The 26,679-nt window shown below is 66.4% G+C and carries 25 protein-coding genes and 1 pseudogene; 12 read left to right on the forward strand and 14 right to left on the reverse strand.

The annotated features are described in order from the left end of the window. Positions 1-59: 59 nt before the first annotated feature. Positions 60-863 carry an alpha/beta fold hydrolase gene (locus KHN96_RS01105; protein WP_062738898.1) on the reverse strand — a complete coding sequence of 268 codons (804 nt, stop codon included), beginning with the start codon at positions 861-863 and terminating at the stop codon, positions 60-62. 21 nt (positions 864-884) lie between these two features. Continuing rightward, positions 885-1,985, reverse strand: a complete 1,101-nt coding sequence (locus KHN96_RS01110) for a branched-chain amino acid aminotransferase (RefSeq protein WP_045219726.1) — start codon at positions 1,983-1,985, stop codon at positions 885-887. A gap of 243 nt (positions 1,986-2,228) precedes the next feature. On the opposite strand from KHN96_RS01110, the gene KHN96_RS01115 reads away from it, so the two are divergent. Next, a complete protein-coding gene (locus tag KHN96_RS01115) occupies positions 2,229-2,654 on the forward strand; it encodes a hypothetical protein (RefSeq protein WP_045219725.1) in 426 nt (141 codons plus the stop codon). A 101-nt stretch (positions 2,655-2,755) separates the two neighbouring features. On the opposite strand, the gene KHN96_RS01120 is transcribed toward KHN96_RS01115, so the two are convergent. Next, entirely contained in the window at positions 2,756-3,283 is a 528-nt protein-coding gene (locus KHN96_RS01120; RefSeq protein WP_062738897.1) for an Lrp/AsnC family transcriptional regulator, read from the reverse strand. A gap of 138 nt (positions 3,284-3,421) precedes the next feature. Here KHN96_RS01120 and KHN96_RS01125 point away from each other — a divergent pair, with 138 nt between their 5' ends. Next, a complete protein-coding gene (locus KHN96_RS01125; protein ID WP_045219723.1) occupies positions 3,422-4,438 on the forward strand; it encodes a 1-aminocyclopropane-1-carboxylate deaminase in 1,017 nt (338 codons plus the stop codon). Between the two features lie 8 nt (positions 4,439-4,446). Here KHN96_RS01125 and KHN96_RS01130 read toward each other — a convergent pair whose 3' ends face one another. The 5 genes and pseudogenes from KHN96_RS01130 to KHN96_RS01150 all read right to left on the reverse strand — a co-directional run bounded on the left by KHN96_RS01130 (position 4,447) and on the right by KHN96_RS01150 (position 10,306). After that, the gene (locus KHN96_RS01130) at positions 4,447-5,259 is read right to left on the reverse strand and encodes an arylamine N-acetyltransferase family protein (RefSeq protein ID WP_045219722.1); all 813 of its coding nucleotides are present in this window, start codon (positions 5,257-5,259) and stop codon (positions 4,447-4,449) included. Between the two features lie 269 nt (positions 5,260-5,528). After that, positions 5,529-6,593, reverse strand: a pseudogene (gene yjfF / locus KHN96_RS01135) (galactofuranose ABC transporter, permease protein YjfF); the annotation flags it as partial. Further along, complete coding sequence (locus KHN96_RS01140) at positions 6,590-7,636, reverse strand: ABC transporter permease (RefSeq protein WP_082062925.1); 1,047 nt, start codon at positions 7,634-7,636, stop codon at positions 6,590-6,592. The pseudogene yjfF and the gene KHN96_RS01140, both read right to left, overlap by 4 nt. After that, positions 7,633-9,222, reverse strand: a complete 1,590-nt coding sequence (locus KHN96_RS01145; RefSeq protein WP_062738896.1) for a sugar ABC transporter ATP-binding protein — start codon at positions 9,220-9,222, stop codon at positions 7,633-7,635. The genes KHN96_RS01140 and KHN96_RS01145 overlap by 4 nt, the downstream gene beginning before the upstream one ends. 97 nt (positions 9,223-9,319) lie before the next feature. Further along, entirely contained in the window at positions 9,320-10,306 is a 987-nt protein-coding gene (locus KHN96_RS01150; RefSeq protein WP_062738895.1) for an ABC transporter substrate-binding protein, read from the reverse strand. A gap of 326 nt (positions 10,307-10,632) precedes the next feature. Here KHN96_RS01150 and KHN96_RS01155 point away from each other — a divergent pair, with 326 nt between their 5' ends. The 9 genes from KHN96_RS01155 (at position 10,633) to KHN96_RS01195 (ending at position 18,906) form a co-directional block, all read left to right on the forward strand. After that, a complete protein-coding gene (locus tag KHN96_RS01155; RefSeq protein ID WP_062738894.1) occupies positions 10,633-11,421 on the forward strand; it encodes a GntR family transcriptional regulator in 789 nt (262 codons plus the stop codon). Further along, on the forward strand, positions 11,418-13,142 hold the full coding sequence (locus tag KHN96_RS01160; RefSeq protein ID WP_062738893.1) for a fumarate reductase/succinate dehydrogenase flavoprotein subunit: 1,725 nt from the start codon (positions 11,418-11,420) through the stop codon (positions 13,140-13,142). Before KHN96_RS01155 ends, KHN96_RS01160 begins: the two co-directional genes overlap by 4 nt. A 9-nt stretch (positions 13,143-13,151) precedes the next feature. Further along, positions 13,152-13,397: a 4Fe-4S dicluster domain-containing protein gene (locus tag KHN96_RS01165; protein WP_045219716.1), complete on the forward strand. Its 246-nt coding sequence runs from the start codon at positions 13,152-13,154 to the stop codon at positions 13,395-13,397. A 7-nt stretch (positions 13,398-13,404) separates the two neighbouring features. Further along, positions 13,405-14,364, forward strand: coding sequence for a HEAT repeat domain-containing protein (locus KHN96_RS01170; protein WP_062738892.1), 960 nt, complete (start codon positions 13,405-13,407; stop codon positions 14,362-14,364). Next, entirely contained in the window at positions 14,351-14,644 is a 294-nt protein-coding gene (locus KHN96_RS01175) for a DUF971 domain-containing protein (protein ID WP_062738891.1), read from the forward strand. The genes KHN96_RS01170 and KHN96_RS01175 overlap by 14 nt, the downstream gene beginning before the upstream one ends. Positions 14,645-14,741: 97 nt before the next feature. Beyond that, a complete protein-coding gene (locus KHN96_RS01180; protein ID WP_045219713.1) occupies positions 14,742-15,734 on the forward strand; it encodes a sulfonate ABC transporter substrate-binding protein in 993 nt (330 codons plus the stop codon). A gap of 321 nt (positions 15,735-16,055) precedes the next feature. Continuing rightward, complete coding sequence (locus KHN96_RS01185; protein WP_045219712.1) at positions 16,056-16,613, forward strand: YggT family protein; 558 nt, start codon at positions 16,056-16,058, stop codon at positions 16,611-16,613. A 71-nt stretch (positions 16,614-16,684) separates the two neighbouring features. Further along, on the forward strand, positions 16,685-16,867 hold the full coding sequence (locus tag KHN96_RS01190) for a glycine zipper 2TM domain-containing protein (protein ID WP_045219711.1): 183 nt from the start codon (positions 16,685-16,687) through the stop codon (positions 16,865-16,867). A gap of 254 nt (positions 16,868-17,121) precedes the next feature. Beyond that, entirely contained in the window at positions 17,122-18,906 is a 1,785-nt protein-coding gene (locus KHN96_RS01195; RefSeq protein ID WP_062738890.1) for an IlvD/Edd family dehydratase, read from the forward strand. A gap of 21 nt (positions 18,907-18,927) precedes the next feature. Here the strand turns inward: KHN96_RS01195 and KHN96_RS01200 are convergent, their stop codons facing one another. After that, the gene (locus tag KHN96_RS01200) at positions 18,928-19,944 is read right to left on the reverse strand and encodes a LacI family DNA-binding transcriptional regulator (RefSeq protein WP_082062924.1); all 1,017 of its coding nucleotides are present in this window, start codon (positions 19,942-19,944) and stop codon (positions 18,928-18,930) included. An 86-nt stretch (positions 19,945-20,030) separates the two neighbouring features. Further along, positions 20,031-20,786, reverse strand: coding sequence for an IclR family transcriptional regulator (locus KHN96_RS01205; protein ID WP_062738888.1), 756 nt, complete (start codon positions 20,784-20,786; stop codon positions 20,031-20,033). A gap of 139 nt (positions 20,787-20,925) precedes the next feature. Between KHN96_RS01205 and KHN96_RS01210 the strand changes: the two genes are divergently transcribed. Next, the gene (locus KHN96_RS01210) at positions 20,926-22,110 is read left to right on the forward strand and encodes a fumarylacetoacetate hydrolase family protein (protein ID WP_062738887.1); all 1,185 of its coding nucleotides are present in this window, start codon (positions 20,926-20,928) and stop codon (positions 22,108-22,110) included. On the opposite strand, the gene KHN96_RS01215 is transcribed toward KHN96_RS01210, so the two are convergent. The 4 genes from KHN96_RS01215 to xylG are packed head-to-tail and all read right to left on the reverse strand — an operon-like array spanning position 22,101 to position 26,599. Further along, the gene (locus tag KHN96_RS01215; RefSeq protein WP_062738886.1) at positions 22,101-23,006 is read right to left on the reverse strand and encodes an SMP-30/gluconolactonase/LRE family protein; all 906 of its coding nucleotides are present in this window, start codon (positions 23,004-23,006) and stop codon (positions 22,101-22,103) included. The genes KHN96_RS01210 and KHN96_RS01215 overlap by 10 nt on opposite strands. Beyond that, complete coding sequence (gene xylB, locus KHN96_RS01220; protein WP_045219706.1) at positions 23,003-23,770, reverse strand: D-xylose 1-dehydrogenase; 768 nt, start codon at positions 23,768-23,770, stop codon at positions 23,003-23,005. Before xylB ends, KHN96_RS01215 begins: the two co-directional genes overlap by 4 nt. A 46-nt stretch (positions 23,771-23,816) precedes the next feature. Continuing rightward, positions 23,817-25,019 carry a sugar ABC transporter permease gene (locus KHN96_RS01225; protein WP_045219705.1) on the reverse strand — a complete coding sequence of 401 codons (1,203 nt, stop codon included), beginning with the start codon at positions 25,017-25,019 and terminating at the stop codon, positions 23,817-23,819. Then, positions 25,016-26,599: a D-xylose ABC transporter ATP-binding protein gene (xylG, locus tag KHN96_RS01230; RefSeq protein ID WP_062738884.1), complete on the reverse strand. Its 1,584-nt coding sequence runs from the start codon at positions 26,597-26,599 to the stop codon at positions 25,016-25,018. The genes KHN96_RS01225 and xylG overlap by 4 nt, the downstream gene beginning before the upstream one ends. Positions 26,600-26,679 lie beyond the last annotated feature (80 nt).

The following is a 26,679-nucleotide window of genomic DNA, read 5'->3' on the forward strand; positions in this document are numbered from 1 at the left end:
TGACGGTCGTTCGTTTTTGGTGCGCCGCAGGAGAGCAACCGCGCAGGAAATGGCGTGCGTTACACGCGCTCGGCGAGAAAGCTGCTGACGGCTTCCAGCACCGCTGCTTCCTGCTCGCGATGCGGCACATGACCGCAACGCGGCAGCAGTTTCAGTGTGGCGGGCGCGCCGGCCAGCGTGACGATGCGCTCGGGCTGCGCGGTGGAGCCGTACTCGTCTTCCGTGCCATGCAGCGCCAGCACGGGGCAGCGCACCCCGAGCAGCGCATCGTCCAGGCACCACGACGCAAACGCCGGCGACAGCCACGTGCTGACCCACGCGTCCAGCACCCATTCGGCCTTGTCGCCGTGATACTTCTCCAGGCGCGCCATCTGGCCCGGGGCCGCAAATTGCGCCTGTGCCACGCGGATGCCTTCGCACGTGCGTTCTTCGACAAAGGCCTGCGCCGATTCGGTGACCAGCCCCACGCAACGATCGGGATAGGCCGCAGCGACCGACACCGCCATGCCGCCGCCCACGCTGTGGCCAAAGACGATGAAACGCTGCACGCCAAGCTGGTCGATGAGCGCGGCAAAACCGCCGCGCGCTTCGTCGCCGATGAAGCCGGCGCCAAGCCGGCCGGCAAACGCATCGGAACGGCCGAAGCCGAGCCGGTCATACGCAATCACCGCATGTCCGGTGGCCAGCGCCAGGCGCTGCGGAAAATCGCGCCACAGTTCGACACAGCCGAGCGAATCGTGCAGCAGCACGATGGGCGGCGGGGCTGCGTCGTCAGTGACGTCGCCCCACTGCTTGGCATACAGGCGGCCGTCGGGTGTGTCGACCCACACCTCAGCGGCATCGAGAGACAGCGACTCCGTCATCGTTGCGCAGCGCCATCCCGTTCAGAACAGACGATCCATCCAGCCATGCGGGTCCGGCGCGCGGCCATTCTGCAGGTCGACCAGCGCGGCCTTCAGCTTGCTCGTCAACTCGCCGGCCCCGCCGTTGCCGATCGTGAAGTTGTGCTTGCGGCCCTTGACCTTGCCGATGGGCGTGACCACCGCCGCGGTGCCGCAGGCGAAGGCTTCGCGCAGGCGGCCGCTCTGGGCGTCGGCCTGCCATTGGTCGATGGAGTACGGCGCTTCGCGCACGGTCAGGCCCATGCCGCGCGCCAGCGTGATCAGCGAATCGCGCGTGATGCCCGGCAGGATCGTGCCGGTGAGCGGCGGCGTCTGCAGCGAACCATCGTCAAACACGAAGAACACGTTCATGCCGCCGAGTTCCTCGATCCACTTGCGTTCCACGGCATCGAGGAAGACCACCTGGTCGCAGCCTTCGCGCGCGGCTTCGGCCTGCGCGACGAGGCTCGCTGCATAGTTGCCGCCGCACTTCGCATCGCCCGTGCCGCCGGGCGCGGCACGCGTGTAGTTGTCCGACACCCAGATCGTGACCGCACCCGATGCGCCGCCCTTGAAGTACGCGCCGACCGGGCATGCGATCACGCAGAACAGGTATTCCGCCGACGGCTTCACGCCCAGCACGACTTCGGTCGCGATCATGAACGGCCGCAGGTACAGCGCCGAGCCCTCGCCCGACGGAATCCAGTCGCGATCGAGCTTCACCAGTTCGCGCACGGCTTGCAGGAACAGGTCTTCGGGCAGCGAAGGCATCGCCAGGCGCTTGGCCGAGTTCTGGAAACGGCGAGCGTTGGCTTCCGGGCGGAACAGCGCGCCGCCGCCATCCGGCAGCCGGTAGGCCTTCATGCCTTCGAAGATTTCCTGCGCGTAGTGCAGGACCAGCGTGGACGGATCGCACGGGATCGGGCCGCGCGCGCCGATCTTGGCATCGTGCCAGCCCTTGCCCTCGGTGTAGCGGATGGTGGCCATGTGGTCTGTGAACACGCGGCCAAAGGCCGGATTCTCCAGCAGGCTCGCGCGCGCATCCGGCGAAACACAGTTCGGGTTTTTCTCGATCGAAAGGGCCGATTCGGCAACGTTGTTCATACCGTCTCCAAGGTGTGCAAGGGGGGGCGCAGCCGCGCCCAAACCGCTATTTTGCGCCAACGGCGGCGCAATTGGGTTGCGTATTCGGCACCGGGGTCGCACCTCGGGTGCCTGACGCGGCTGCGTGACGCCCGCATGACATGACGGCGGAGGGCAGCGCAACGCGAAGTCCTATGGTAGGTTTGGCGGGATGATGCCCAGAGATCCATCCCCACTGATGCACTGTCGAGGCACGCGACGGACATGAGTGATACCAAGCACAACCCGTGGCGCACGGTGCGCATCGACAAGGCCGCGGCCAGCCGCGCCCTGCGCCTGAGCGTGCCGGCAGAAGCGCGCCCTGCGCCCGTGAGCCGGCAGGAATGGCTGCGGCAGAAGAAGGCGCAACTGCAGGCAGCCCGCGCGGCTGCCAAGCAACGGCGCGATGAACTGAGGGCCGAGATCCTGTCTGCCGCGCAAGACGTGGCCCGCGAAGAACGCGTGGCTGCGAGGCTGGAGGCCGATCGCCTGAAGGCCGAAACCAAGGCGGCCAGCATCCACGCGCAGGAAGACGCACGCGCCGCAGCGCAATTCGAACGCAAGAAGCCGGTCCGGCCCAAGCGCAAGGCACTGAGCCCCGGCAAGCGCAAGCTGATCTCGTACGCCGATCTGCTGCGCATGCGCGGGTAGTGGCGAGGCCACGGGGCAGCCTGCCCGGATGTGGACAGCAAGGCAGCGACCACCCGGTTGGCCGATTCACACGCTGAATCGGGTACGGGCGGTGCAGGCGCTCACACCACCACCTCCGTCCGGCTCACCACCTCCCGCAACCCCATAAACGACCGCACCTGGCGCACACCCGGCAAATACAGCAGCTGCTCCGCGTGCAGCCGCGTAAAACTCTCGGAATCGCGCGTGCGGATCAGCAGGAAGTAGTCGAACTCCCCCGTCACCAGGTGGCACTCCATGCAGCCGGAGATGGTCTGCGCGGCCTTTTCAAAAGCAGCGAAGGACTCCGGCGTGGAGCGGTCAAGCACCACGCCGATCAGTACCACCGTGCCTGCCCCCAGCGCCTTCGGATCGAGCAGCGCCACCATCCCACGGATGACGCCCGCGGCCTTGAGCCGCTCCACGCGGCGCAGGCACGCAGCGGGGCTCAGGTTCACGCGCCTGGCCAGCATGACGTTGCTGATGGACGCGTCTTTCTGCAAGGCGCGCAGGATGGCCTTGTCCGTGCGATCCAGCTCGGGCGCTACTGCGGCGGCGGACTTGGCGGAACCCGATGCCGCTTTCGGTCCTGCACGCAATTTTGTTGCCATAAAGATCGCCTGAACACAATTTCAGATACCAGCGTACCCAATTCTGCGTGCCATGATGCGCCATGGCGTGAATCTTCACAACCCTGTTTCTCGCGTTCTTCCCTAGCATGGGGGCATCCATTCCACCGGAGTCCGCGCATGAATCTGCAACGCTTTCCCCGCCATCCGCTCACGTTCGGCCCGACGCCCATCCAGGCGTTGCCGCGCCTGTCAGCCCAGCTGGGCGGCAAGGTGGAGATCTACGCCAAGCGGGAAGACTGCAACAGCGGCCTCGCCTTCGGCGGCAACAAGACGCGCAAGCTGGAATACCTGATCCCCGAGGCGCTGGCACAGGGTTGCGACACGCTGGTCACCATCGGCGGCATCCAGTCGAACCACACGCGGCAGGTGGCGGCGGTGGCCGCGCACCTCGGCCTGCGCTGCGTGACGGTGCAAGAGAACTGGGTGAACTGGTTCGACAGCGTGTATGACCGCGTGGGCAACATCCAGATGTCGCGCATCATGGGGGCGGATGTGCGCCTCGTCGATGCGGGCTTCGGCATCGAGTTCAAACAGAGCTGGGAGCAGGCGCTCGAAGACGTGCGCCGCGCGGGCGGCAAGCCGTATGCGATCCCGGCCGGCGCATCAGATCATCCGCTCGGCGGGCTCGGCTTTGTTGGCTTTGCGGAGGAAGTGCGCGAGCAGGAGAAGGCGCTTGGCTTCCGGTTCGACTACATCATCGTGTGCTCGGTCACGGGCAGCACGCAGGCCGGCATGGTGGTGGGCTTCGCGGCGGATGGGCGCGCCGACCGCGTGATCGGCATCGATGCCTCGGCCAAGCCGGAGCAGACGCGCGAGCAGATCCTGCGCATTGCGCGCAACACTGCCGACAAGGTCGACCTCGGCCGCGACATGACAGACGCCGACGTGGTGCTCGACACACGCTACGCGTATCCGGAATACGGCGTGCCGTCGCAGGAGACGCTCGACGCAATCCGCCTGTGCGCCCGCGCGGAAGGCATGCTGACGGACCCGGTGTACGAGGGCAAATCGATGCAGGGCATGATCGACCTGATCCGCCGTGGCGAGATCCCGGCGGGCTCGCGCGTCTTGTATGCGCACCTGGGTGGCGTGCCGGCGCTCAACGGTTACAGCTTCCTGTTCCGCAACGGCTAGGCGGCAGCTCAGGCCCATTCCGGAATGCCGGGCACGCGCATGTGCTCGACTTCCGGAAGATCGATGCCGAAATACTCCACCAGCAGGCCACGCAGCGCGCGGCGGTCTTCCAGCTCGAACCGGTGCGGCGTGTCTGCGCGCCAGATGGTGGCGTCGCGGTTCATCACCGTCACGCGGCCTTCATCGGTCAGCGAGCGCATCAGGATGCGGTTCTTGAACGGCGAGGCCGGATACGTGGACGTGTAATGGTTCGCCATCTCGAAGTCGATGGGGTAGTCCTCTTCGAGCGTGGTCACCCAGGCATCGACCGGCGTATCGCTGCGCACCTGCGCGCGAAGTATCCAGCGGCCTTCGTCGCGCACCATCCAGTGCCGCTCGCCATCGATGCTGGCTTCCTGGCCGTCGACGAGCGGTACCGGCACGCGCGGCGCCAGCGCCCCAAAGCCGGGGTCGACGACAAAGGTGCCTTCGGGCAGCGGAACCGTCAGGAACATGTGCGTGCGCGGCGCCTCCGCGCGCGGCGACAACAGGATCACGCGCGACGAATGGCGCACCGGTTGGAAACCGAGGCGCTCGAGCACGGCCGCAAACAGCGTCGCATGTTCGAAGCAGTAGCCGCCGCGACGCGCGCGCACGAGCTTGTCCTGCACGCTTTCGAGGTCGATCCGGATGCCCCGCCCCAGCAGCACGTCGAGATTCTCGAACGGGATGTACCGCATGTGCGCGCGCACCAGTTGCGCGAGCGTCTCGTAGGTCGGGCGCGTGTGGCCGCCCCAGCGGATGCGGTGGAAGTAGGCGTCCAGATCGAGGTGAACGGTCACGTGGTGTCTCCTTGTGCGGACGTCGGGATGGCCGGCTGCATCCGGGCGCCTGAAGATAGCAGGATCGGTTGCGTCCAGACGCCTATGGAGCGGCCGGATGGCTTCGGACCCCAGATTGGGGCCAAAACCCATGCCGCGCAATGCCTCATCCATGATGGACCCACGCAGATGTGCAAGCGGCACGTGACCGGAGCCGTCAATGCCAGCGGCGCAGGGCACCATCTAGGTCTGCGGCGGCGATTGCGCGGCGTCCGCCGCGCTAGTTGAACGGGGGGGATGGCGTGCGACTGCATCAGGACAGCAGGTGCGGGCGCGTCCTTGCGGGCCTCATCGGAGCGATGCGCCGGCCTGTGCGGGCCGGCGGGCGGCAGCGCGGTGCCCCGCTGCGCACGGCCCAGGAAGCGCTGCATCAGGCAGAACATGCACAGCAGCACGCCGATGGCAATGCGCGCCCACCACGAACTGAGCGTGCCGTCAAACGTAATCAGCGATTGGATGACCCCCAACAGCAGCACGCCGACGACGCTGCCGCTGATCAGCCCCACGCCGCCGGTCAGCAGCGTGCCACCCACCACCGTGGCCGCAATGGCATCCAGCTCCATGCCCTGCGCATGCAACCCGTAGCCCGAGAGCATGTAGAACGTCACCAGCACCCCACCCAGTGCCGAACAGAACCCGCTGAGCCCATAGACGAGGATGCGCGTACGCGCGACCGGCAGGCCCATCAGCAAGGCCGAGCGCTCGTTGCCGCCCAGCGCATACACCGTGCGGCCAAAGCGGCTGCAGTGCGCAAGCCACACGGCAGCCGCAAACACCGCCAGCGCAGTCACCACGCTGGGCGACACGTAGTTGCCGCCGCCCACGAAAATCTTGTGCTGCGAGAGCGCGGTGTAGGTGGGGTTCGTAATGCTGATCGAATCAATGCTGATGAGGTAGCACAGCCCGCGCGCCAGGAACATGCCGCCCAGCGTGACGATGAACGGCTGGATGCGGAACACCTGGATCAGCACGCCCATCATCAGGCCGAACAGCGTCCCTGCGACCAGCACCAGCGGCACCACGGCACCGATCGACCAGCCATGGTGCTCGACCAGCGCGGCGGAGATCATCGTGGTGAGCGCCACCACCGCCCCCACCGACAAGTCGATGCCGCCCGACAGGATGACGAACGTCATGCCGATGGCCACGACGATCAGGAAGGCGTTGTCGATGAACAGGTTCAGGAACACCTGCACGCTGAAGAACCCGGTGTACGTGACAGACCCGAAACCGAACAGCAGCGCGAACAGGAACAACGTCACATAGAACGGCAAGCGCCGTGGATTGATTCTCATGACTGCGCCCCCACGCGGCGTTGAAACACCATCGCCCGGAATGCCGCCGATTGCGCCAGGCACACGGCAAACACCACCACGGCCTTCACCACCAGGTTGACCTCCGGCGGCACGCCCATCGAGTAGATCGCATACGTGAGCGTTTGAATGATGAGCGCCCCGACCACGCTGCCCCACAGGCTGAACTTGCCGCCCGCGAGCGACGTGCCACCCAGCGTGACGGCCAGGATGGCGTCCAGCTCGAGCAGCAGGCCCGCGTTGTTGCCATCGGCGCTCTTCACGTTGGAACAGATGATGAGCCCTGCCACGCCGGCCATGGCACCGCAGAACCCGTAGATGCCGAACAGCAGCGCCTTGGTGTTCAGCCCCGCAAGCCGCGCCGCCACGGGGTTGATGCCAACCGCTTCGATGAACAGGCCCAACGCCGTGCGATGCATCAGCAGCAAAAGCAGGCACAGCACGGCGCCGGCGATGTACAGGCCGAACGGCAGCCCGAACAGGTAGCCATTGCCCACGAAGAAGAACGGCTCGTAGTAGACGGTGATGATCTGCCCGCCGGTGATGAGCTGCGCCACGCCCCGCCCGGCCACCATCAGAATCAGCGTGGCGATGATGGGCTGCATGCCGGCGCCGGCCACCAGCATGCCGTTCCACAGCCCGCACACCAGCGCGGCGCCCACCGCGGCCAGCAGCGCGAGCATCAGCGGCACCTTGGTCACATACACCGGCATGCCGTTCTGGACGACGAGCGTACCGCCGATGAGCGATGCCGCAATCGCGCCCGAGATGGCGACCACCGCACCGACCGAAATGTCGATGCCACCCACGGCAATCACCAGCGTCATGCCCAGCGACACGAGCATCAGCGGTGCCGCGCGGTTGAGGATGTCGATCACGCTGCCGTACAGGTGCCCGCCGCGGATCTCAAGGTGAAAGAAATGCGGGTTGAACCACGTGTTCAGCACGCACAGCAGGATCAGCGTCACGCAGGGCCAGAACAGCCGGTGGCCGGCGAGCGCGTGCATGCGGGAGCGTTGCGTCATGCTGCGCCTCCGGTGGTGGCAGACGCGCTGGGCGGTGCCTTGGCGGGCAGCTCACCGCCGGCAATCACGTGGCACAGGTTGTCTTCGGTCATGTCTTCGCCTGCCAGCTCGCCCACTTTCTTGCGGTCCCGCAGGATCGCCAGGCGGTGGCTCACGCGCAGCACCTCGGGCAGTTCGCTGGAGATGAACAGGATCGCCATGCCCTTGCGGCACTGCGCGGTCACGAGGTCCATGATGTCGAGCTTGGCGGCAATGTCGATGCCACGGGTCGGCTCGTCCAGGATCAGCATGGCCGGGTCGGTCGCCAGCCAGCGTGCGAGCACGGCTTTCTGCTGGTTGCCGCCCGAGAGCTGGCCGATGGGCTTCTCCGCATCCGGCGTCCTGATGCCGAGCTGGGCGATGTACTGGTCCGCAATCTCGCGCTGGCGCTTCCTGGGCAGATAGCGGAACAGGCCGCGCTTGGCCTGCAGCGCGAGGATGATGTTCTCGCGGATCGACAGCTCGGCAATGATGCCTTCGGTCTTGCGGTCTTCCGGGCAGAAGCCGATGCCTTGGCGGATCGCGTCACGCGGCGAGCTGAACTGGCGGGACTGCCCTTGCACGTTGATCGAGCCTGCATCGTTGCGGTCTACGCCGAACAGCAGGCGCGCGGTCTCGGTGCGGCCCGAGCCGAGCAGCCCGCCCAGACCCAGCACCTGGCCCGGGCGCACATCCAGGTCGAGCGGCTGCACGACGCCGCGGCGGCCCATGCCGCGCGCGCTCAAGAATGCTGGCGCCGTGTCGTCCACGGGCGGCACCTCGGTACGCGCGAAGCGGCTGGCGTCGATGTCGCGCCCGACCATCTTGTTGATCAGTTGCAGTTGCGGCAGGTCACGCGCGGCGTACTCGCCTTCCAGCCGGCCATTTCGCAGCACGGTAATGCGGTCCGAAATGGCGTACGTCTGCTCCAGGAAATGCGTGACGAACAGCACGGCCATGCCGCGTGCCTTGAGCGTGCGAATGGCGGCAAACAGGCGCGCGACTTCGTCGTCGTCCAGGCTGGAGGTCGGTTCGTCGAGGATGAGGATGCGCGCTTCGGTGGAGAGCGCCCGCGCAATCGCCACCATCTGCTGGATGGCCACCGGGTACAGCGACAGCGGCAGGGTGACGTCGATGTGGATGTTCAGGTCGGCCAGCAGCGCCTGGGCAGCGCGGTTCGTGGCGCGCCAGTCGATGCTGCCCAGGCGCATGGGAAAGCGGCCGATGTGGATGTTCTCCGCCACCGTGAGGTTCGGGCAGAGGTTTACCTCCTGGTACACCGTGCTGATGCCCAGCTTCTGCGCTTCCAGCGGCGAGCCCGGCGCGATGGGCTGACCGCCGAGCAGAATCTCGCCCGCATCCGGCGCCTCCACGCCGGTCAGCACCTTGATGAGCGTCGATTTGCCGGCGCCGTTCTGCCCCATCAGGGCATGCACCTCGCCGGGAAACAGGCGGAAATCGACTCCGGCCAGCGCCTGCACGCCGGGAAAGTTCTTGGAGATGCCGCGCATGTGCAGCAGCGCGCCGCGTGCATCGTGCGCGGCGGTTTGGTCAACGTGGTCCGGCATGGGTGTCACCTGTTAACGTGGCGCAACCGGCATGGCGGAAGGCCTCCACCGTGCCGGTTGCGCCTGTTCAGCAAAGGGCTTGCGAACCCGCGCAGCCTCAGTACTTGCGGTTCGGAAACTCCTTGGCCGCCACTTCCATCGGGAAGATGCCTTCCTTGGTGACGATGCGCTTGGGCACCGGCTTACCCGCCAGCACGGCGTGCGCGGTTTCCATCAACTGCGGCCCGAGCAGCGGGCTGCATTCCACCGTCACGTTCAGCTTGCCGGCCATCATGGCTTCGAACGCGCCCTTCACGCCGTCGATGGAAATGATGGTGATGTCCTTGCCCGGCTTCAGGCCTGCCTCTTCAATCGCCTGGATGGCGCCGATCGCCATGTCGTCGTTGTGTGCAAACAGCACGTTGATCTTCTTGCCCTCGGCCTTGAGGAAGGCTTCCATCACCTCCTTGCCCTTCGCGCGGGTGAAATCACCGGTTTGCGAGCGGATGATCTTGTAGCGCGGGTCGGCCTTGATGATCTCTTCGAAGCCGCGCTTGCGGTCGATGGCCGGCGCCGAGCCGACGGTGCCCTGCAACTCGACGATGTTCACGTCGCCCTTGCCCTTGTAGTTCTCCAGCAGCCAGCGGCCGGCCTTACGGCCTTCCTCCACGAAATCCGAGCCGATGAACGTGGTGTAGAGCGACGGGTCTTTGCTGTCGATGCCGCGGTCGGTCAGGATGACCGGGATCTTGGCGGCCTTGGCTTCCTGCAGCACGGTGTCCCAGCCCGATTCCACGACCGGCGAGAACGCGATCACGTCCACCTTCTGCGCGATGTACGAGCGGATCGCCTTGATCTGGTTTTCCTGCTTCTGCTGCGCGTCAGAGAACTTCAGGGTCACGCCGTTCGCCTTGGCGGCGGATTTGATCGACTCCGAATTGGCGGTGCGCCATTCGCTCTCGGCACCCACCTGGGCAAAGCCCATGGTGAAGGCCTTGTCCGCCGCGTGGGCTGCAGACCCGGCGCCGGTTGCCAACAGCACGCCGGCCGTGGCGAGAAAGGTCAACACGGTACGTCGGGCGCGATCAGCGCGCGTTGTTGCCATTGCGTCTCTCCTCTTATGGTGGAAGCAGCCCGTCACTGCCTGCGGCTGCGCACGTTTGTTTTTTCAGCGGCAACCCTGCCTGCGTTGCTGCCGTTCGTGCTGAGCCATGTTATGGACAGCGAGACATAACCGTCTAATGCTTTTTTCTGGCACGACGGATATCGGTTTTGATATCGATTGCCCGACTGCAGCATCGTGCAACGCACAAAACCCGGCAGGGTTTCGCTCGCAAAAACCGCAGAACCATATCGAAAAAGCTTCGTTCCCCTGCCAACGCCGGCTTTTTAGACTGGGCGCACCCACTTGTCATAACGAGTTCGCCCCCGATGACGACATCCCCATCCTCCCCTCGCCTGCCGGCCCCGCCGCTCTATGAGCGGATCAAGGGCGCGCTGCGCGAGGGCATTGTCAGCGGCCTGTACGCGCCGGCATCCCTGCTGCCCTCAGAGGCGGCGCTCGGTGCGCAGTTTGGCGCCAGCCGCATCACCGTGCGGCAGGCCCTGGCCGACCTGCAGAACGAAGGACTGATCTACCGCCGCCATGGCAAGGGCACGTTCGTGAGCCAGCCCAAGGCGTTCCAGAACGTGACGGCGCTGCAGGGCTTTGCCGAGGCGATGTCCGCGCAGGGCCATGCGATCCGCAACCGCGTGCTGAAGCTGCAGACGGTGCCGGCCCCCGCCGACGTCGCGCAGGCGCTGCGCCTCGCACCCGGCGCGCCCGTCACCGAATTGCACCGCGTGCGGCTGCTGGATCAAGCGCCGGTGTCGCTCGAGGTGACGTGGCTGCCTGAAGCGCTCGGCCGCATCGTCGCCAGGGCCGACCTGGTGACGCGCGACGTGTTTCTCGTGCTGGAGCAGGACGCGGGCGTGGCGCTCGGGCATGCCACGCTGGCCATCGATGCGGCGCTCGCCGACCACGCGACCGCCTGCGCGCTCGACACGGGCGCCGGTGCGCCGCTGCTGCGCGTGGAGCGCCTGACGCACGACGCGCATGGCACGCCCATCGACTATGAACGCCTCAGCTTCCGTGGCGACGCCTTCCAGTACCGGCTTCGGCTGGACCGGCAGGTGGCCGCATCGGCGCAATCGGTCTTTTCTCTGCAAGGCACCGTATGAACACGTTGGAACTGGAGTACGACCTCGTCGTCGTGGGCGGCGGCACGGCCGGCCCGATGGCGGCCATCAAGGCAAAAGAACGCAACCCCGCGCTGCGTGTGCTGCTGATCGACAAGGCGCACGTGAAACGCAGCGGCGCGATCTCCATGGGCATGGACGGGCTGAACAACGCCGTCATTCCCGGGCATGCCACGCCGGAGCAATACACGCGCGAGATCACGCTGGCCAATGACGGCATCGTCGATCAGTCGGCCGTGTATGCCTATGCGCAGCACAGCTTCGCCACCATCGAGCAGCTTGACCGCTGGGGCGTGAAGTTCGAGAAGGACGAGACCGGCGACTACGCCGTCAAGAAGGTCCACCATATGGGCAGCTACGTGCTGCCGATGCCCGAGGGGCACGACATCAAGAAGGTCCTGTATCGGCAGCTCAAGCGTGCGCGGGTGGAGATCACGAACCGCATCGTCGTCACGCGCGTGCTGACGGATGCCGATGGGGCCGCCTGCGGCGTGCTCGGCTTCGATTGCCGCACGGCGGATTTTCTCGTGGTGCGCGCGAAGGCCGTGGTGCTGAGCTGCGGCGCCGCCGGGCGGCTTGGCCTGCCGGCTTCCGGCTACCTGATGGGCACATACGAAAACCCCACCAACGCGGGCGATGGCTACGCGATGGCGTATCACGCGGGCGCGGAGCTTTCCAACCTGGAATGCTTCCAGATCAACCCACTCATCAAGGACTACAACGGCCCCGCCTGTGCGTATGTGACCGGCCCGCTGGGCGGCTACACCGCCAACGCGCGCGGCGAGCGCTTCATCCAGTGCGACTACTGGAGTGGCCAGATGATGTGGGAGTTCTACCAGGAGCTGCAAGGCGGCAAGGGGCCGGTGTTTCTCAAGCTCGACCACCTGGCCGAAGAAACCATCCAGACCATCGAGACCATCCTGCACACCAACGAGCGCCCGAGCCGCGGCCGCTTCCACGCGGGGCGCGGCACCGACTACCGCACGCAGATGGTAGAGATGCACATCTCGGAAATCGGCTTCTGCAGCGGGCACAGCGCGTCTGGCGTGTATGTGAATGCGCGCGCGGAAACCACCGTGCCGGGCCTTTACGCAGCGGGCGACATGGCCGCCGTGCCGCACAACTACATGCTCGGCGCCTTCACGTACGGCTGGTTTGCGGGGCAGAACGCGGCGGACTACATCGCCGGCCGGCAAGGCGACGCCCGCGTCGACGACGCGCAGATCCAACGCGAGCGCACGCGCATCTTTGCGCCGCTGCAACGCGAGCACGGCCTCGCGCCCGCGCAAGTGGAATACAAGCTGCGCCGCATGGTGAACGATTACCTGCAGCCGCCCAAGGTCACGCGCAAGATGGAAATCGGCCTGCGGCGCTTCGACGAAATTGCCGAAGACATCACGCACCTGCACGCACGCAATCCGCACGAGCTGATGCGCGCGATGGAAGTCAGCTTCATCCGCGATTGCGCCGAGATGGCCGCGCGCGCGTCGCTCTTTCGTACCGAAAGCCGCTGGGGCCTGTACCACCATCGCGTGGACTACCCCGAGCGCGACGACGCCAACTGGTTCTGCCACACGCGCCTCTACAAGGATGCGCACGGCCACATGGCCAGCCGCAAGCAGGCCATCGAGCCGTACGTCATCCCGGTCGACGTGCACGGCACCGATTCGTACGCGCACCTGCGCATTCCGCAAGCCGCCTGAGCCATCGCCATGCCCCACACCCCACACGACATCGCCTCGCGCAGCAGCGCGCCGGTCACCATTGACGAAGCCCGGTGCATTGCCGACAAGGGCTGCACCGTCTGCGTCGACGTCTGCCCGCTCGACCTGCTCGCCATCGACCTGACCAAGGGCAAGGCCTTCATGCAGTTCGACGAGTGCTGGTACTGCATGCCCTGCGAGCAGGACTGTCCGACCGGCGCGGTCAAGGTCGACATCCCCTACTTGCTGCGTTGAGGCGCCGATGACGACAACGATCCTGGCGCGCCTGCACGATGCGGATGCCGCCACACGCCGCATCGCCCTGCTGCAACTGGCCGACGAGGAAGACGCCGACGCACTGCCCGAGGTGACGGCGCTGCTTGCACACGACCCCGCGCCCGAAGTCCGGCTGGAAGCCGCGCGCATCATCGCCACGTGGGAACGGCCGGACACCGTCGCCGCGCTCGCCCGCGCGCTGGAAGACGACGATGCCGCCGTGCGCGAGGCGGCGGCGCTCGGCCTCGGTGAACTGAAATCGGCGGACTCGGCCCCCGCGCTGCTGCCTTACGTGGACCACGCAAGCGCGTTCGTGCGCGCCGCCGCCCTGCGCGGGCTTCGTGAACTGCGCGTGCCCGAGAGCGACGCGCCGGCACTGCAAGCCTTGCAGGACGCGGATGCCGCCGTGCGCCGCGAAGCGGTGGCCGTGCTCGGCTGGCGCAAGCATGTGGCGGCGCTGCCGGCCTTGGCCGAGCGCGCCCGCCAGGACGACGACGCCGAGGTACGGCGTGCCGCAGTCGGCGCCCTCGGCCTTGCGGCGGACGCATCGGTCCTCCCCGCGCTGCTCGACGCATTGCGCGACACCGCGTGGCGCGTGCGCGAGGAAAGCGCCGGCACGCTCGGCAAGCTGCGTGCGCTGGCACCGAACGCACACGTCACGCAGACGCTGGTGGAGGCCTTGACCGATGACTACTGGCAAGTCCGCCTGCAAGCTGCACGCGCGCTCGGCCGCTGGCGCGCCGCGCATGCCGTGGAGGCGCTCGCTGCGCTGCTCGTCCACCCGATCAGCAATCTGCGCAAGGAGGCCGCGCTTGCGCTCGGGGAAACGGGCTCAGCCGCGGCCGTGCCCGCCCTGCGCCGTGCGGAAGGCGACGGCGATCCGGAAGTGGTGAAAGCCGTGCGCATCGCGCTGGCACAGTTCGAGGGCACCCGTGCAAGCCCCTGAACGCATCAACAACGACGTTGCCACACACACCCTGCGCGTGCACTGGCCCGGGGCGTCCGTCGCGCTCGACCACACTGCGCTGCGCCGGGCCTGCCGATGCGCCGAGTGCCAGTTCAAGCGCCACCAGGGCATGCCGATCCGCGCGCCGGCCGACGTGCGCATCACCCGCATTGAGCCCGTGGGCTACGGCGTGCAACTGGTGTTCAGCGATGGACATGCGCGCGGCGTCTATCCATGGGCCTATCTGGCGGAGCTTGCCGCTACCGCCGTGAAACGCTGACCCTGCCGGCGTCTATGCACATGCAATCTTGTTCGTTCCTTCGCACGCGCGCGGTCCGTAGCATCGGCCGCACGCCACCCAACTCGCTGGAGGAACCATGCAAACCCAATCGCACCACACCGCTGCATCGCCTGCGCGACGACGCTGGCTCGCCGCACTGCTGGGCGCCGGCCTCGCGCTGAGCGCCGGCTTCGCACATGCCGCAGACCCGGCTGGAACGGTCCGCATCGGCTTTCAGAAGGCAGGCCTGCTCGCCGTGCTCAAGGCGCAGGGCTCGCTCGACAAACCGTTGGCCGAACTCGGCTACAAGGTCGAGTGGAAAGAATTTCCCGCCGGGCCGCAACTGTTGGAGGCACTCAACACGGGAAGCATCGACTTCGGCTATACCGGCGCTCCACCGGCCGTGTTTGCGCAGGCGGCAGGTGCGCGCCTCGTCTACGTGGGGGCCGAGCCCGGCGGCAAGACGAACGAGGCGCTGTTCGTGCTCGACGGCTCACCCGCGCGCAGCGTGGCGGACCTGAAGGGCAAGCGCATTGCGCTGCAGAAGGGCTCAAGCTCGCACTACCTGCTCGTGCAGTTGCTCAAGCGCGCGAACCTGACGGTACAGGACGTGCAGCCGATCTATCTGCCGCCGGCCGAGGCACGTGCCGCCTTCGAAAGCGGCGCCGTCGACGCGTGGGTGGTGTGGGATCCGTATTACGCGCTGGCGCAAAAGGCATTGAAGACGCGCACGCTGGGCGATTTCAGCGAGTTGCCGGTGTTCAACTTCTACGAGGCCACCCCGGACTTCGTGAAGACGCATCCGCGCGCCGTGAATGCCATCCTGGCGCAGTTGCGCACCTCGGGCCTGTGGGTGAACCAGCACACCCAGGAAGCGGCAGCGCTGCTCTCGCCGAAGCTGGGCATCGAGCAACCCGTGGTGGAAACGTGGCTGCGGCGCGTGCCCTATGGCGTAACGCCGGTCACCCCGCAGATCGTGGCGTCACAGCAGCAGATCGCCGACCTGTTCCTGCAGCAGAAGCTGATCCCGAAAGCGGTGAACGTACAGGGCGCGGTCTGGCAGGCGAGCTTCCCGGTGGCGGGCTTGTAAGCGCGGCCGCCACGCAGCAACGACGTCGGTCAGGAAGTCGTCAAGGCGCAGCCGAGCGGGCCGGCACAGGTCGAGCATCCGTGCCGGACGCCATCAAGGCTCGCCGGCGCAGGCCCGCTCTGCAGGCGGCACCGGACAGGGCTGTCTCAGAAGGGCCGGCCGCCGCGCCGGCATTCGCGTCCGGAGGATGGGCAGCAAGGCGATCATGACGCGGGTGTCGGCACGGGCGTTCCGCAAAGATCCCGTGCGACAATACCGCGCCCCCGGGGCGCCACCTTTGCCTCACGCTTTGGCCCACCTGACCATAGGAGATCCGGACGCATGTTCGGCGATATCACGCGTTTTCTGCTCGACACGATCTTCACGCTCTTTGGCGCGGCGCTGCTGCTGCGCGCCTGGACGCAGGCGGTGCGGCTGTCGCCGCGCAATCCGCTGTCGCAAGCCATCTTCCAGTTGACGGGGTGGCTCGTGCATCCGCTGCGCCGGGTGATTCCCGCCACTGGCTACATCGACTGGTCGTGCCTGGTGGCCGCCTATGCCACGGCGCTGGTGTATCTGCTTCTGCTGCTGGCCTCGGTGGGCCTGAGCCCGATGGCGTTTCTGCCGATGGGCTTTGTGGCGGCGCTCTTCACGGTGCTCAAGTGGGCCTTCAACGTGCTGGTGTGGGTGACGATCGCTTCGGCCGTGCTGTCCTGGGTTGGGCCGCACTCTCCCATGGGCGCCGTCCTCAACACGCTGGTCGATCCGCTGCTGCGCCCGATCCGCCGCGTGGTGCCGCCGCTGGGCGGGCTCGATCTCTCGCCGCTGATCCTGCTGGTGATTGCGCAGGTGATCGTGATCGCCCTGTCGCACCTGTCGCTGTCGCCGCTGTTCATGTGAGGGCGGCACGCGCTTTGCTCGCCTGCGGATATGCCGGCTGCTGCATCTGGCCGGCTTCTCCGGAGGGCATCATGAAGACATGGAAAACAGCACTGGTGTGCGCCCTGGCCGTGCTCGCGCCCACGCTGACCGGCTGTACGGCGGGCGGTGCGGTGGCAGGCGGCGTGGCCGGCCATGAGCTGACGCACAGCCCGGCGGGCACGATCGGCGGTGCGGCCGCGGGTGCCGTCATCGGGCACGAACTCAGCAAGTAAGCCTCGGCCAACCAGCGCACACGCGGGCTGCTGAGGAACGACGTGGCGCAGCAGGCAGCGTAACGGGTGCAGCGGGCACCGAGAGCACTGCGGCGCCACCCTCTGCGGTAATGGGGTCCCGCCGCTGATTGCCTGCGTCGTGATCCCGGTCTACCATTCGTTGTTACCGGTACCAATCAAGCGGCGGACGCTGGTGTATCGCCACGCCAACACCCCCGCAGAGGGAAGCCCGGCCACACAACGACGGAGACACCATGCCCACCCAAGCTCCACGCAGACTGCGCAGCCAGCTGTGGTTCGACGACCCGAGCCACGCCGACATGACCGCGCTCTACGTAGAACGCTTCATGAACTACGGCCTGACGCGCGAAGAGTTGCAGTCAGGCCGGCCGATCGTCGGGATCGCGCAGACGGGCAGCGATCTGGCGCCGTGCAACCGGCACCACATCGAGCTGGCGCAGCGTGTGAAGGCCGGCATACGCGACGCGGGCGGCATTCCGATGGAGTTTCCGGTTCACCCGCTGGCCGAGCAGAGTCGCCGCCCGACTGCTGCGCTCGATCGCAATCTCGCGTATCTCGGTCTGGTCGAGATCCTCCACGGCTTCCCGCTCGACGGCGTTGTGCTGACCACCGGCTGCGACAAGACCACGCCCGCCTGCCTGATGGCCGCCGCCACGGTGGACCTGCCGGCCATCGTCCTGTCTGGCGGGCCGATGCTGGACGGCTGGCACGAAGGCAAGCGGGTCGGCTCCGGCACCGTCATCTGGCATGCGCGCAACCGGCTGGCTGCCGGCGACATCGACTACGAAGGCTTCATGGAGCTGACCACCGCCTCGTCGCCGTCGATCGGCCACTGCAACACGATGGGCACGGCGCTGTCGATGAACAGCCTGGCCGAAGCGCTGGGCATGTCGCTGCCCGGGTGCGCGAGCATTCCGGCGGCGTATCGCGAGCGCGGGCAGATGGCCTATGCCACCGGCAAGCGCATCGTCGACCTCGTGCGTGAAGACATCCGCCCCTCGACGATCATGACGCGCGCGGCATTCGAGAACGCCATCATGGTGGCTTCGGCGCTTGGCGCGTCGACCAACTGCCCGCCGCACCTCATCGCAATCGCGCGCCACATGGGCGTGGAACTCAGCCTCGAAGACTGGCAGCGCCACGGAGAATCGGTGCCGCTACTGGTGAACTGCATGCCGGCCGGCGAATATCTGGGGGAGAGCTTCCACCGTTCGGGCGGCGTGCCCGCCGTGCTGCGCCAGTTGGACGCGGGCGGGTTGCTGCGGCGCGATTGCCGCACCGTGTCTGGCCGCACGATCGGCGCGATTGCGGATGCCGCGCCCGACGCCGACCGCGATGTCATCTTCCCTGTGGACGCGCCGCTCAAGCATCGTGCGGGCTTCATCGTGCTGTCGGGCAATTTCTTTGACAGCGCCATCATGAAGATGTCGGTGGTGGGCGAGGCATTCCGGCAGACCTACCTGAGCGAACCGGGCGCGGAGAATGTTTTCGAGACGCGCGCGATCGTCTTCGATGGCCCAGAGGACTATCACGCCCGCATCAACGATCCGGCGCTGGCGATCGACGAGCGCTGCATCCTCGTCATCCGCGGCTGCGGAACGGTCGGTTATCCGGGCAGCGCGGAGGTCGTCAACATGGCGCCGCCGGCGGCGCTGGTCAAGCAGGGGATCGAATCGCTGCCGTGCATGGGCGATGGCCGGCAGAGCGGCACCTCGGCGAGTCCGTCCATCTTGAACATGTCGCCCGAGGCGGCCGCGGGTGGCGGCCTGGCGCTCCTGCGCACGGGCGATCGCATCCGTGTGGACCTCAACGCCCGCAAGGTCGATGTCTTGGTGGACGCGGAAGAGCTTGAGCGCCGGCGTGAGACCGCCACGTTCAGCGTGCCGCAATCGCAAACGCCTTGGCAGGAAATCTATCGGCAGTTTGTCGGGCAGCTTTCGACGGGCGGATGCCTGGAGCCGGCAACCCTGTATCTGAACGTGATCGAGACGCGCGGCAATCCACGGCACTCGCATTGACGCTGCGCATGAGGCCGCCCGCTATGCGCTCTCGCGTTCGACCACGCTGAAGTCGATGTGCGAGAGCTTGGGGGCGCCCGTGGCCTCGCCAACGCCGAGCGCATCAAGCAAGACCTCGCCCGTGCGCAGGCCGATGCCATAGGCATCGACGGAAATCGTCGTGATGGTCGGATGGCAGCACCACGCGACTTCAAAGTTGCCGAAGCCCGCAACGGCAATGTCGCCGGGCACGGACATGCCGCGCCGGTGGCATTCCATGATGGCGCCGAATGCGGACATGTCGCTCACGCACATCACGGCATCGGTATCGGGCCACGCTTGCAGCAAAGCGGCCATCGCGGGGCCGCCGTGGCTCATGGTGATGGGCGATTCGCCCAGGCGGATCACGCGCGGCTCGCCCAGGCCAAGCGCCTTGATTCCGCTGACGTATCCACGCATGCGGTCGGTGCCGCGCCGGTCCAGTTCGCTGGCGCCGCACAGGAAGCCGATGCGTCGGTAGCCCCGTTTGTGCAGGTGATGCACCATCGCGAGCGACGCCTTGGCGTTCGAGAACCCAACCGCCCTGTCGATCGGGCGCTGAGGCAGATCCCACATCTCGACGATCGGGATGCCGGCGCGCTCCAGCAACGCCCGCGTGCCGGCACTGTGGTGGCGACCGGTCAAGGCAATGCCACGCGGCTGATGGCGCAGCAGCGACTTCACCAGCGCCTCCTCCTGATCGAGGTGGTAGTCGGTATCACCCAGCAGCAGTTGCAGACCATGCGGCGCAAGCGCATCGCTCAGCCCGCGCACGGTATCGGCAAAGTTGGAACTGGCCAGCGAAGGCACCAGGGCGGCGACGAATTCCGATCGGCCGCTGGACAGCATCCCGGCTGCGGCCGTGGCAACGTAGCCGAGCGCGTCGATGGCCTCCTGCACGCGCGCGCGGGTTTCGGGCGACACGCTGCCGCCTGCCAGCACCCGTGACACGGTCATCTTCGACACGCCGGCAACGCGCGCAACATCGGCCATGCGAGGAGGAGTGGTGCCGGTGGTCATGAGAAACGCCTACGCGCCAAAGGAAAAGAGGAAAGAAAAAAGAGGAGTGGCGATCATAGCGGAACCGGCCACGCAGCAGCCCGCCGCTATGCCTGCGCGAGCGCGCGGCCGATGCGGTCCGCCATGCCTGCAACACCGACGACAAGGCGCCTCTCCCGGCGGGCGTCCAGTCGGCTGACGGGCACGCTGGAACTCACCGCAACGCGCTTGCCGAGCGGCGTCACACCTACAAACGCCGCAAAGCAGGCCAGCCCCGCCACCACCTCCTCGCGCTCCGTCGCCAGGCCCCGCACGCGAATGCGCTCAAGCTCATCGAGCAAATCGGCGCGGCGCGTGGTGGTGCGCTCCGTCATGGCGGCAAGACGCGCCGGCAGCAGCGCACACACCGCTTCGTCATCGAGGCTCGCCAGCAGCGCTTTGCCGAGCGCGCAGCAATGGGCCGGCAGGCGCAGGCCGACATCCGATACCAGGCGGACGGGCCGCGGCGCATCCTCCCGCGCGATATAGACGACCTCCGTGCCGTCGAGCACAGCAAGCTGCACGACTTCGTTGTGCGTGGCAACGAAGGCGGCGGATTCGCGCCGGAACGCGGCCAGCAAGCTGTCGTGGCGGAAATAGGCGTTGCCCAGCTCAAACAGCGTCAAGCCGATCAGGTAGCCGTCGGCCCGCTTCTCGATCCAGCGGCGCTTTTCAAGCGACTCCAGCAGCAGGTACAACGTGCTTCTGGACATGCCCGTCGCCTGCGCCAACGCAGCCGGCCGCACAGGGGACGTCGCCGCACAGAGTATCTCCAGCACGTCATGAATGCGCTTGAGCGCTGGCACCTCATAGTCTGTCTTCACTGGAAACCTGCCTTGTTCATGCGTGTCTAGATTGTCCAACAGGTTGGAAATTGCGTCACGCTGTTGGACACCCTGCATCGCCGTCTCTACGATCACGCGGGTTCCCTCGCAACAGGGGTGTCCTACTCACGGAGTGCACATGACCGACATCGCCAACTACTTGCCGCACGATCTTGAGCATGCAACGCTCGTCGGACGAGTGTGGCGCACAACGGCCAACGGCGAGGGGCCATCCGTCGTGGTGGTACGCAACGGTGTCGTTTTCGACATCACGGAAGCGGTGCCGACCGTGTCGGATCTGTTCGAGCATCCTGACGCACTGGCCATCGCCCGGCAGGCACCCGGGGAAGACCTGGGCCGCGTCGAAGCGCTCGTCGAACGTTCCTTGGCCGCCGATCGTGCAAGCAACACGCCCACCCTGCTCGCCCCGAATGACTTGCAGGCGATCAAGGCGTGCGGCGTGACGTTCGCCGTCAGCCTGATCGAACGTGTGATCGAAGAACAGGCCGGCGGCGACCCGGCCAAGGCGCGCGGCGTGCGCGAATCCATTGTCGGCGTGGTGGGCTCCGACCTCTCGAAGATCAAGCCCGGCTCCGATGCGGCCATGCGGCTCAAGGAAGAACTGCAGCGCCGTGGCGCGTGGTCGCAATACATGGAAGTCGGTATCGGCCCCGATGCGGAAGTGTTTTCCAAATCGCAGCCGATGTCGGCAGTCGGGTTCGGCGCCGACGTCGGGCTGCATCCGGCCTCGCGGTGGAACAACCCGGAGCCGGAGATCGTGCTGGCGGTCAGCAGCGCCGGGCATGTCGTGGGAGCGGCGCTGGGTAACGACGTGAACCTGCGTGACATCGAGGGGCGCTCGGCGCTGCTGCTGGGCAAATGCAAGGACAACAACGGCTCCTGCGCCATCGGCCCGTTTGTGCGCCTGTTTGACGAGCACTTCACGATCGACACGATTCGTACGACGCAGGTATCGCTGCGCGTTGAGGGCGCCGACGACGGCTTCGTGCTCGACGGCGTGAGCCATATGAGCGAGATCAGCCGTGACCCGCTCGACCTCGTCGCGCAAACCTGTGGTCCGCACCATCAATACCCGGACGGCTTCATGCTGTTCCTCGGCACGATGTTCTCGCCGATCAAGGACCGCGACGCGCCGGGCGCCGGCTTTACGCACCACCTCGGCGACCGCGTGACGATCAGCGCCCCGCCCCTCGGCGCACTGGTCAACACGGTGCGCCTGTCCACGGAGATCGCACCGTGGACGTTCGGTGTCCGCGCCCTGTATCGCAACCTGGCGGCACGCGGGCTCGTCCGTCAGGATTGATCGGGCTTCGCTGCGGAAACGTCCACGGCACATTCCGTGGATGGCAGCCCCTTGACCGGCGCGCGAAACATAAACAAGCCGCCGGCAAGCGGCTCCTTCTGCAACGCCTCGTACGTCAGCCCCTTTCGTGCGGTGGTGGCATAGACGGTCTGCAAATCATCGCCGCCGAACGCGAGCTTGGTGATGTTGGAACACGGAAAGGCGACGCGCCCGACGCATCGGCCGTCGGGTGAGAACCGCTCGATCCGGCCTCCGCCAAACAACGCGATCCACACGCACCCTTCTTCATCGACAGCCATGCCGTCGGGGTAGCCGGTGCCGTCGATGGCGGTGAAGACGCGCTTGCGTTCCAGGCTGCCGTCGTCCCCGAGGTCGAAGGCGTAGACCACGCGCTGCAAGGTATCGGTGTGATACAGCGTGCGGCCGTCCGGGCTCGCGGTCGGGCCATTCGTGATGACGTAGCCTGAATCGCGCACGCTCAACCGGCCATCCCGACCGACGCGGTAGAGCTGCCCGCTCGCTTCGCGCTCCCCATCGTCCATCGAGCCGAACCACAGCGCCCCGGTGCGATCGACATAGCCGTCGTTCAGGCGGTTTCCCGGCCGATCGGTTTCGACGGGCAGCATGCGGCTGAAGGTACCGCTTGCGAAATCGAACCGGTAGAGACCGCCCTGCACGCCGCAGACCCAACTGCCGTCAACGCAGGGCAGCGCAAAGCCGATCTGGCCGGGCGCGACCCAGCTGCGGCGCACATCGGTATCGGTGTCATATCGGTAGAGCCGTCTGCCCTTGATATCGACAAAGACCACGCAGCGCGACGCGGCGTGCCACACCGCGCCTTCCCCCAGCGTGGCACCGACGCGCCAGACGCATTCCGGAATGATGGGCGCCATCATCCGCCGTACCACCCGGCATCGACAAAGTACTCGCGTGCCGTGCAGCGCGCGGCATCGTCCGATGCAAGAAACAGCGCCATGCGCGCCACGTGTTCCGGCTCGACGCGTTCATGCAGGCATTGCTCGCCCAGCAGCTTGGCCTCGCTTTCGGGGGATTGCCAAAGCGCCATCTGACGCGGCGTGCGCACCGCGCCGGGCACGATGCAATTGACGCGAATGCCGAACCCGCCAAGATCGCGCGCCAGGCCGCGCGTCAGGCCTTCAATGCCGGCCTTGGCCGTCATGTAGATGGCGAGGTCCGGCTGGGCGAGGTGCCACGAGATCGACCCGAGGTTCAGGATCACGCCGCGCCCCTGCTTCTTCATGCTGGGCAACACGGCTTGCGCGCAGAAAAACTGGTGGCGCAGGTTCACCTCGATGCGGTTGTCCCAATACGCCGGCGTCACGGTTCCGATCTGATGGCGGTCATCGTTCGCGGCGTTGTTGATCAGGACGTCGATGGGACCGGTGTCGGCCTCGATGTCCGCGAACGTGGCGTTCAGCGCGTCGATATCGCGCAAGTCGCAGTGGCGGAAGACGGGTGGATGTGCGCATTCGCCCAGCGACGCCGCCAGCGCTTCTGAGTCAGCCCGCGCGATATCCAGGAACGTGACGCGCGCCCCCTGTCTGGCAAAGCCTTCGACGATGGCCGCACCAATGCCGCTACCGCCGCCGGTAATCACGACGTTCTTGTTAACGAGGCTCGGATAAATCGCATAAGACATAGGAGATTCCAGTGACAGCAAAAGGGATAAAGCGTGCAGCGCAGCCTCAGCGGCGGCCGGAGCGCGAGATGACATCCACCCAGACGGCCAGCACGAGGATCCCGCCCTTGACGATCATCTGCCAGTAGGCGTCGACGTCGAGCATCGACATGCCGTTATCGAGGCTGGCCATCACGAGCGCACCGACCAGCGCGCCGTACACGGTGCCTGCGCCGCCGCGCATGGACGTGCCGCCGATGAAGCACGCCGCAATGGCATCCAGCTCGCCCATGGTCCCGGCAGAGGGCGAACCCGCCGCAAGACGTGCCGTGTTGACGATGCCGGCAAACGCGCACATCAGGCCCATGAGCCCGAAGATGGCAAGCTTCACGCGATCGGTGTTGATGCCGGACAGGCGCGTGGCCTCGAGGTTTGAACCCACGGAATAGATACGGCGACCGAACACCGTCTGGCTGGCGATCCAAGAAAAAATACCGAGCAACGCCAGCACGAGCAGAACGGGCACCGGAATGCCGCCATAGCTGTTGAGCGTGGCGACAAACGCGACGATGACCGCGCCCGCCACGACAAGCTTGGCGACGTCCTGCCAGAGCGGCGCAACGTCGAGTTCATAACGGCGATGTTCACGCCGCTGCCGGATCACCACGAAGATCAACAGGCAGAAGATCAGCACCGCCATCAGGTCGCCCACGCGGCGCGGCAGGTAGCCCTGGCCGATCAGCACGAAGCTGTCCGACACCGGCGCGATCGTCGAGCCATGCGTCAGGCCGAGCAGGATGCCGCGATACGCCAGCATGCCGCCCAGGCCGACAATGAATGACGGCACGCCCCGGTAGGTCGACCACCATCCGTTGAACAGGCCCATGCCCACGCCGAGCAGCAGCACCACAGGCACCGTCGCCGTGATCGGCCAGCCCAGTCCTTGATCCAGAATGGCCGCCACGCCGCCGAGCAAGCCAAGCAGCGATCCGACCGAAAGATCGATCTCGCCCGCGATGATGACGAACACCATCCCGCAGGCCAGCATCCCCGTGATCGACATCTGGCGCAGCAGGTTGGACAGATTGCGCGGCGAAGTGAACGCGCCGTTGGTCAGCATCGAAAAGAACAGCCAGATCGCGGCCACGGCAATCAGCAACGCCAGGATCTTGTAGCGTGCGAACAGTTGCCTCAGGCGCTGGCTTGCCTTGAACGTATTGCGCGAATCGCCGACCCCGCCGGCGGCTTGTGGGCTGGTTTGAGAAGTCATGCGTGACCTGCCTGATGGAAAGTGGCTGCGTGCCCGGGTGTGTGCCTGGGTGTGTGCCGGACGGGCTGAATGGCGGCGGTCAAAATGTGTTCCTGCGTCAGTCCCTCGTTCACGAAATCGCCGCGCAGTTCGCCCTCGCCGATCACGAGCACGCGGTCTGAAATGCCAAGCACTTCGGGCAGCTCCGACGAAATCACGACGATGGCCATGCCACGCTTGGCGAGGTCACCGATCAGCTTGTAGATCTCGTACTTGGCGCCAACGTCCACGCCGCGGGTTGGCTCATCCAGAATCAGCACGCGCGGCTCGGTGAGCAGCATCCGGGTGAGGACCGCCTTCTGCTGATTGCCGCCCGACAGGCTGGCAATGGGAAGCATCGGATGCGCGGCACGCAAGGCAAGCCGCCGCATCTCCTTGCGGATCGTGTCGAGCTCGGCCGCGCCGTCGATGCGACCGAGACGCGCGAAGCGCTGAAGGACGGCCAGCGTGATGTTGTGCCCGACGCTCATCAGCGAGACGATGCCGTGACGTTTGCGGTCTTCCGGCACCATGGCGATGCCTGCACGAATGGCATCGAGCGGCGCGCGGATTTTCAACGGCTTTCCGTCCAGGACGAGGTCCGCCTCACTGGCACCTTCATACGCGCCAAACACGGCCTGCATCAGCTCGGTGCGCCCTGCACCGACCAGCCCCGCCACCCCAAGAATTTCGCCGCGCCGCACCGCAAAGGACACGCCGTCGACCCGCTTGCGCGCCGGGTTGTTGACGTCGTAGCACGTCACGTTGCGCGCCTCGAACACCACCTCGCCGATGGGATGCGGTTCACGTGGGAACAGCTGCGTAATTTCGCGCCCGACCATCTGCGCGATGATGCGGTCGGTGGTGAGCGCATCCATCGGGGCAGTCGACACATGGCGGCCGTCGCGGATGACGGTGACCGTGTCGCACACCGCCTCCACCTCATCGAGCTTGTGCGAGATGTAGACGCACGCAATGCCGCGCGCTTTCAGGTCGCGCACGATGTCGAGCAGGATGCGCGTCTCCGCCGCCGTGAGCGATGACGATGGCTCATCCAGGATCAGCAGCTTGGCGCGCTTGTTGAGCGCCTTGGCGATTTCAATCAACTGCTGGTGGCCGCCGCCGTAGTGCATCACGGGCAGCGCCACGTTGATGCCCTGGATGTTCAGGTCGCGCAGCAGCTTGTCGGCGCCCTGGTACATGGCCGCGTAGTTCATGCGACCGCCTGGCAGCGTGATTTCGTTGCCCAGGTAGATGTTCTCGGCCACCGACAATTCCGGCACGAGCATCAGTTCCTGATGGATGATGACGATGCCAGCGCGCTCGGTGTCGCGAATACCACTGGCGTGGAGCGGCCGCCCCTCCCAAAGGATTTCGCCATCCCAGGTGCCGCTCGGGTAGACGCCCGAAAGCACCTTCATGAGCGTCGACTTTCCGGCGCCGTTCTCGCCGCACAGGCCAACACACTCGCCCGGCTTCACGACCAGGTTGATACCGTCCAGCGCCTTCACACCGTCGAACGTCTTGACGATGCCGCGCATCTGCAACAGAGGTTCAGACATGCCCCGTCCTTGAGGTACGAACGCGGCCGGCGATGCAGCGTTGGCTCATCGCCGGCACAAAGCGGTCCTGACTGCGGGAC

This window comes from Ralstonia mannitolilytica (assembly GCF_905397375.1).
GTDB classification, from domain to species: Bacteria; Pseudomonadota; Gammaproteobacteria; order Burkholderiales; family Burkholderiaceae; genus Ralstonia; species Ralstonia mannitolilytica.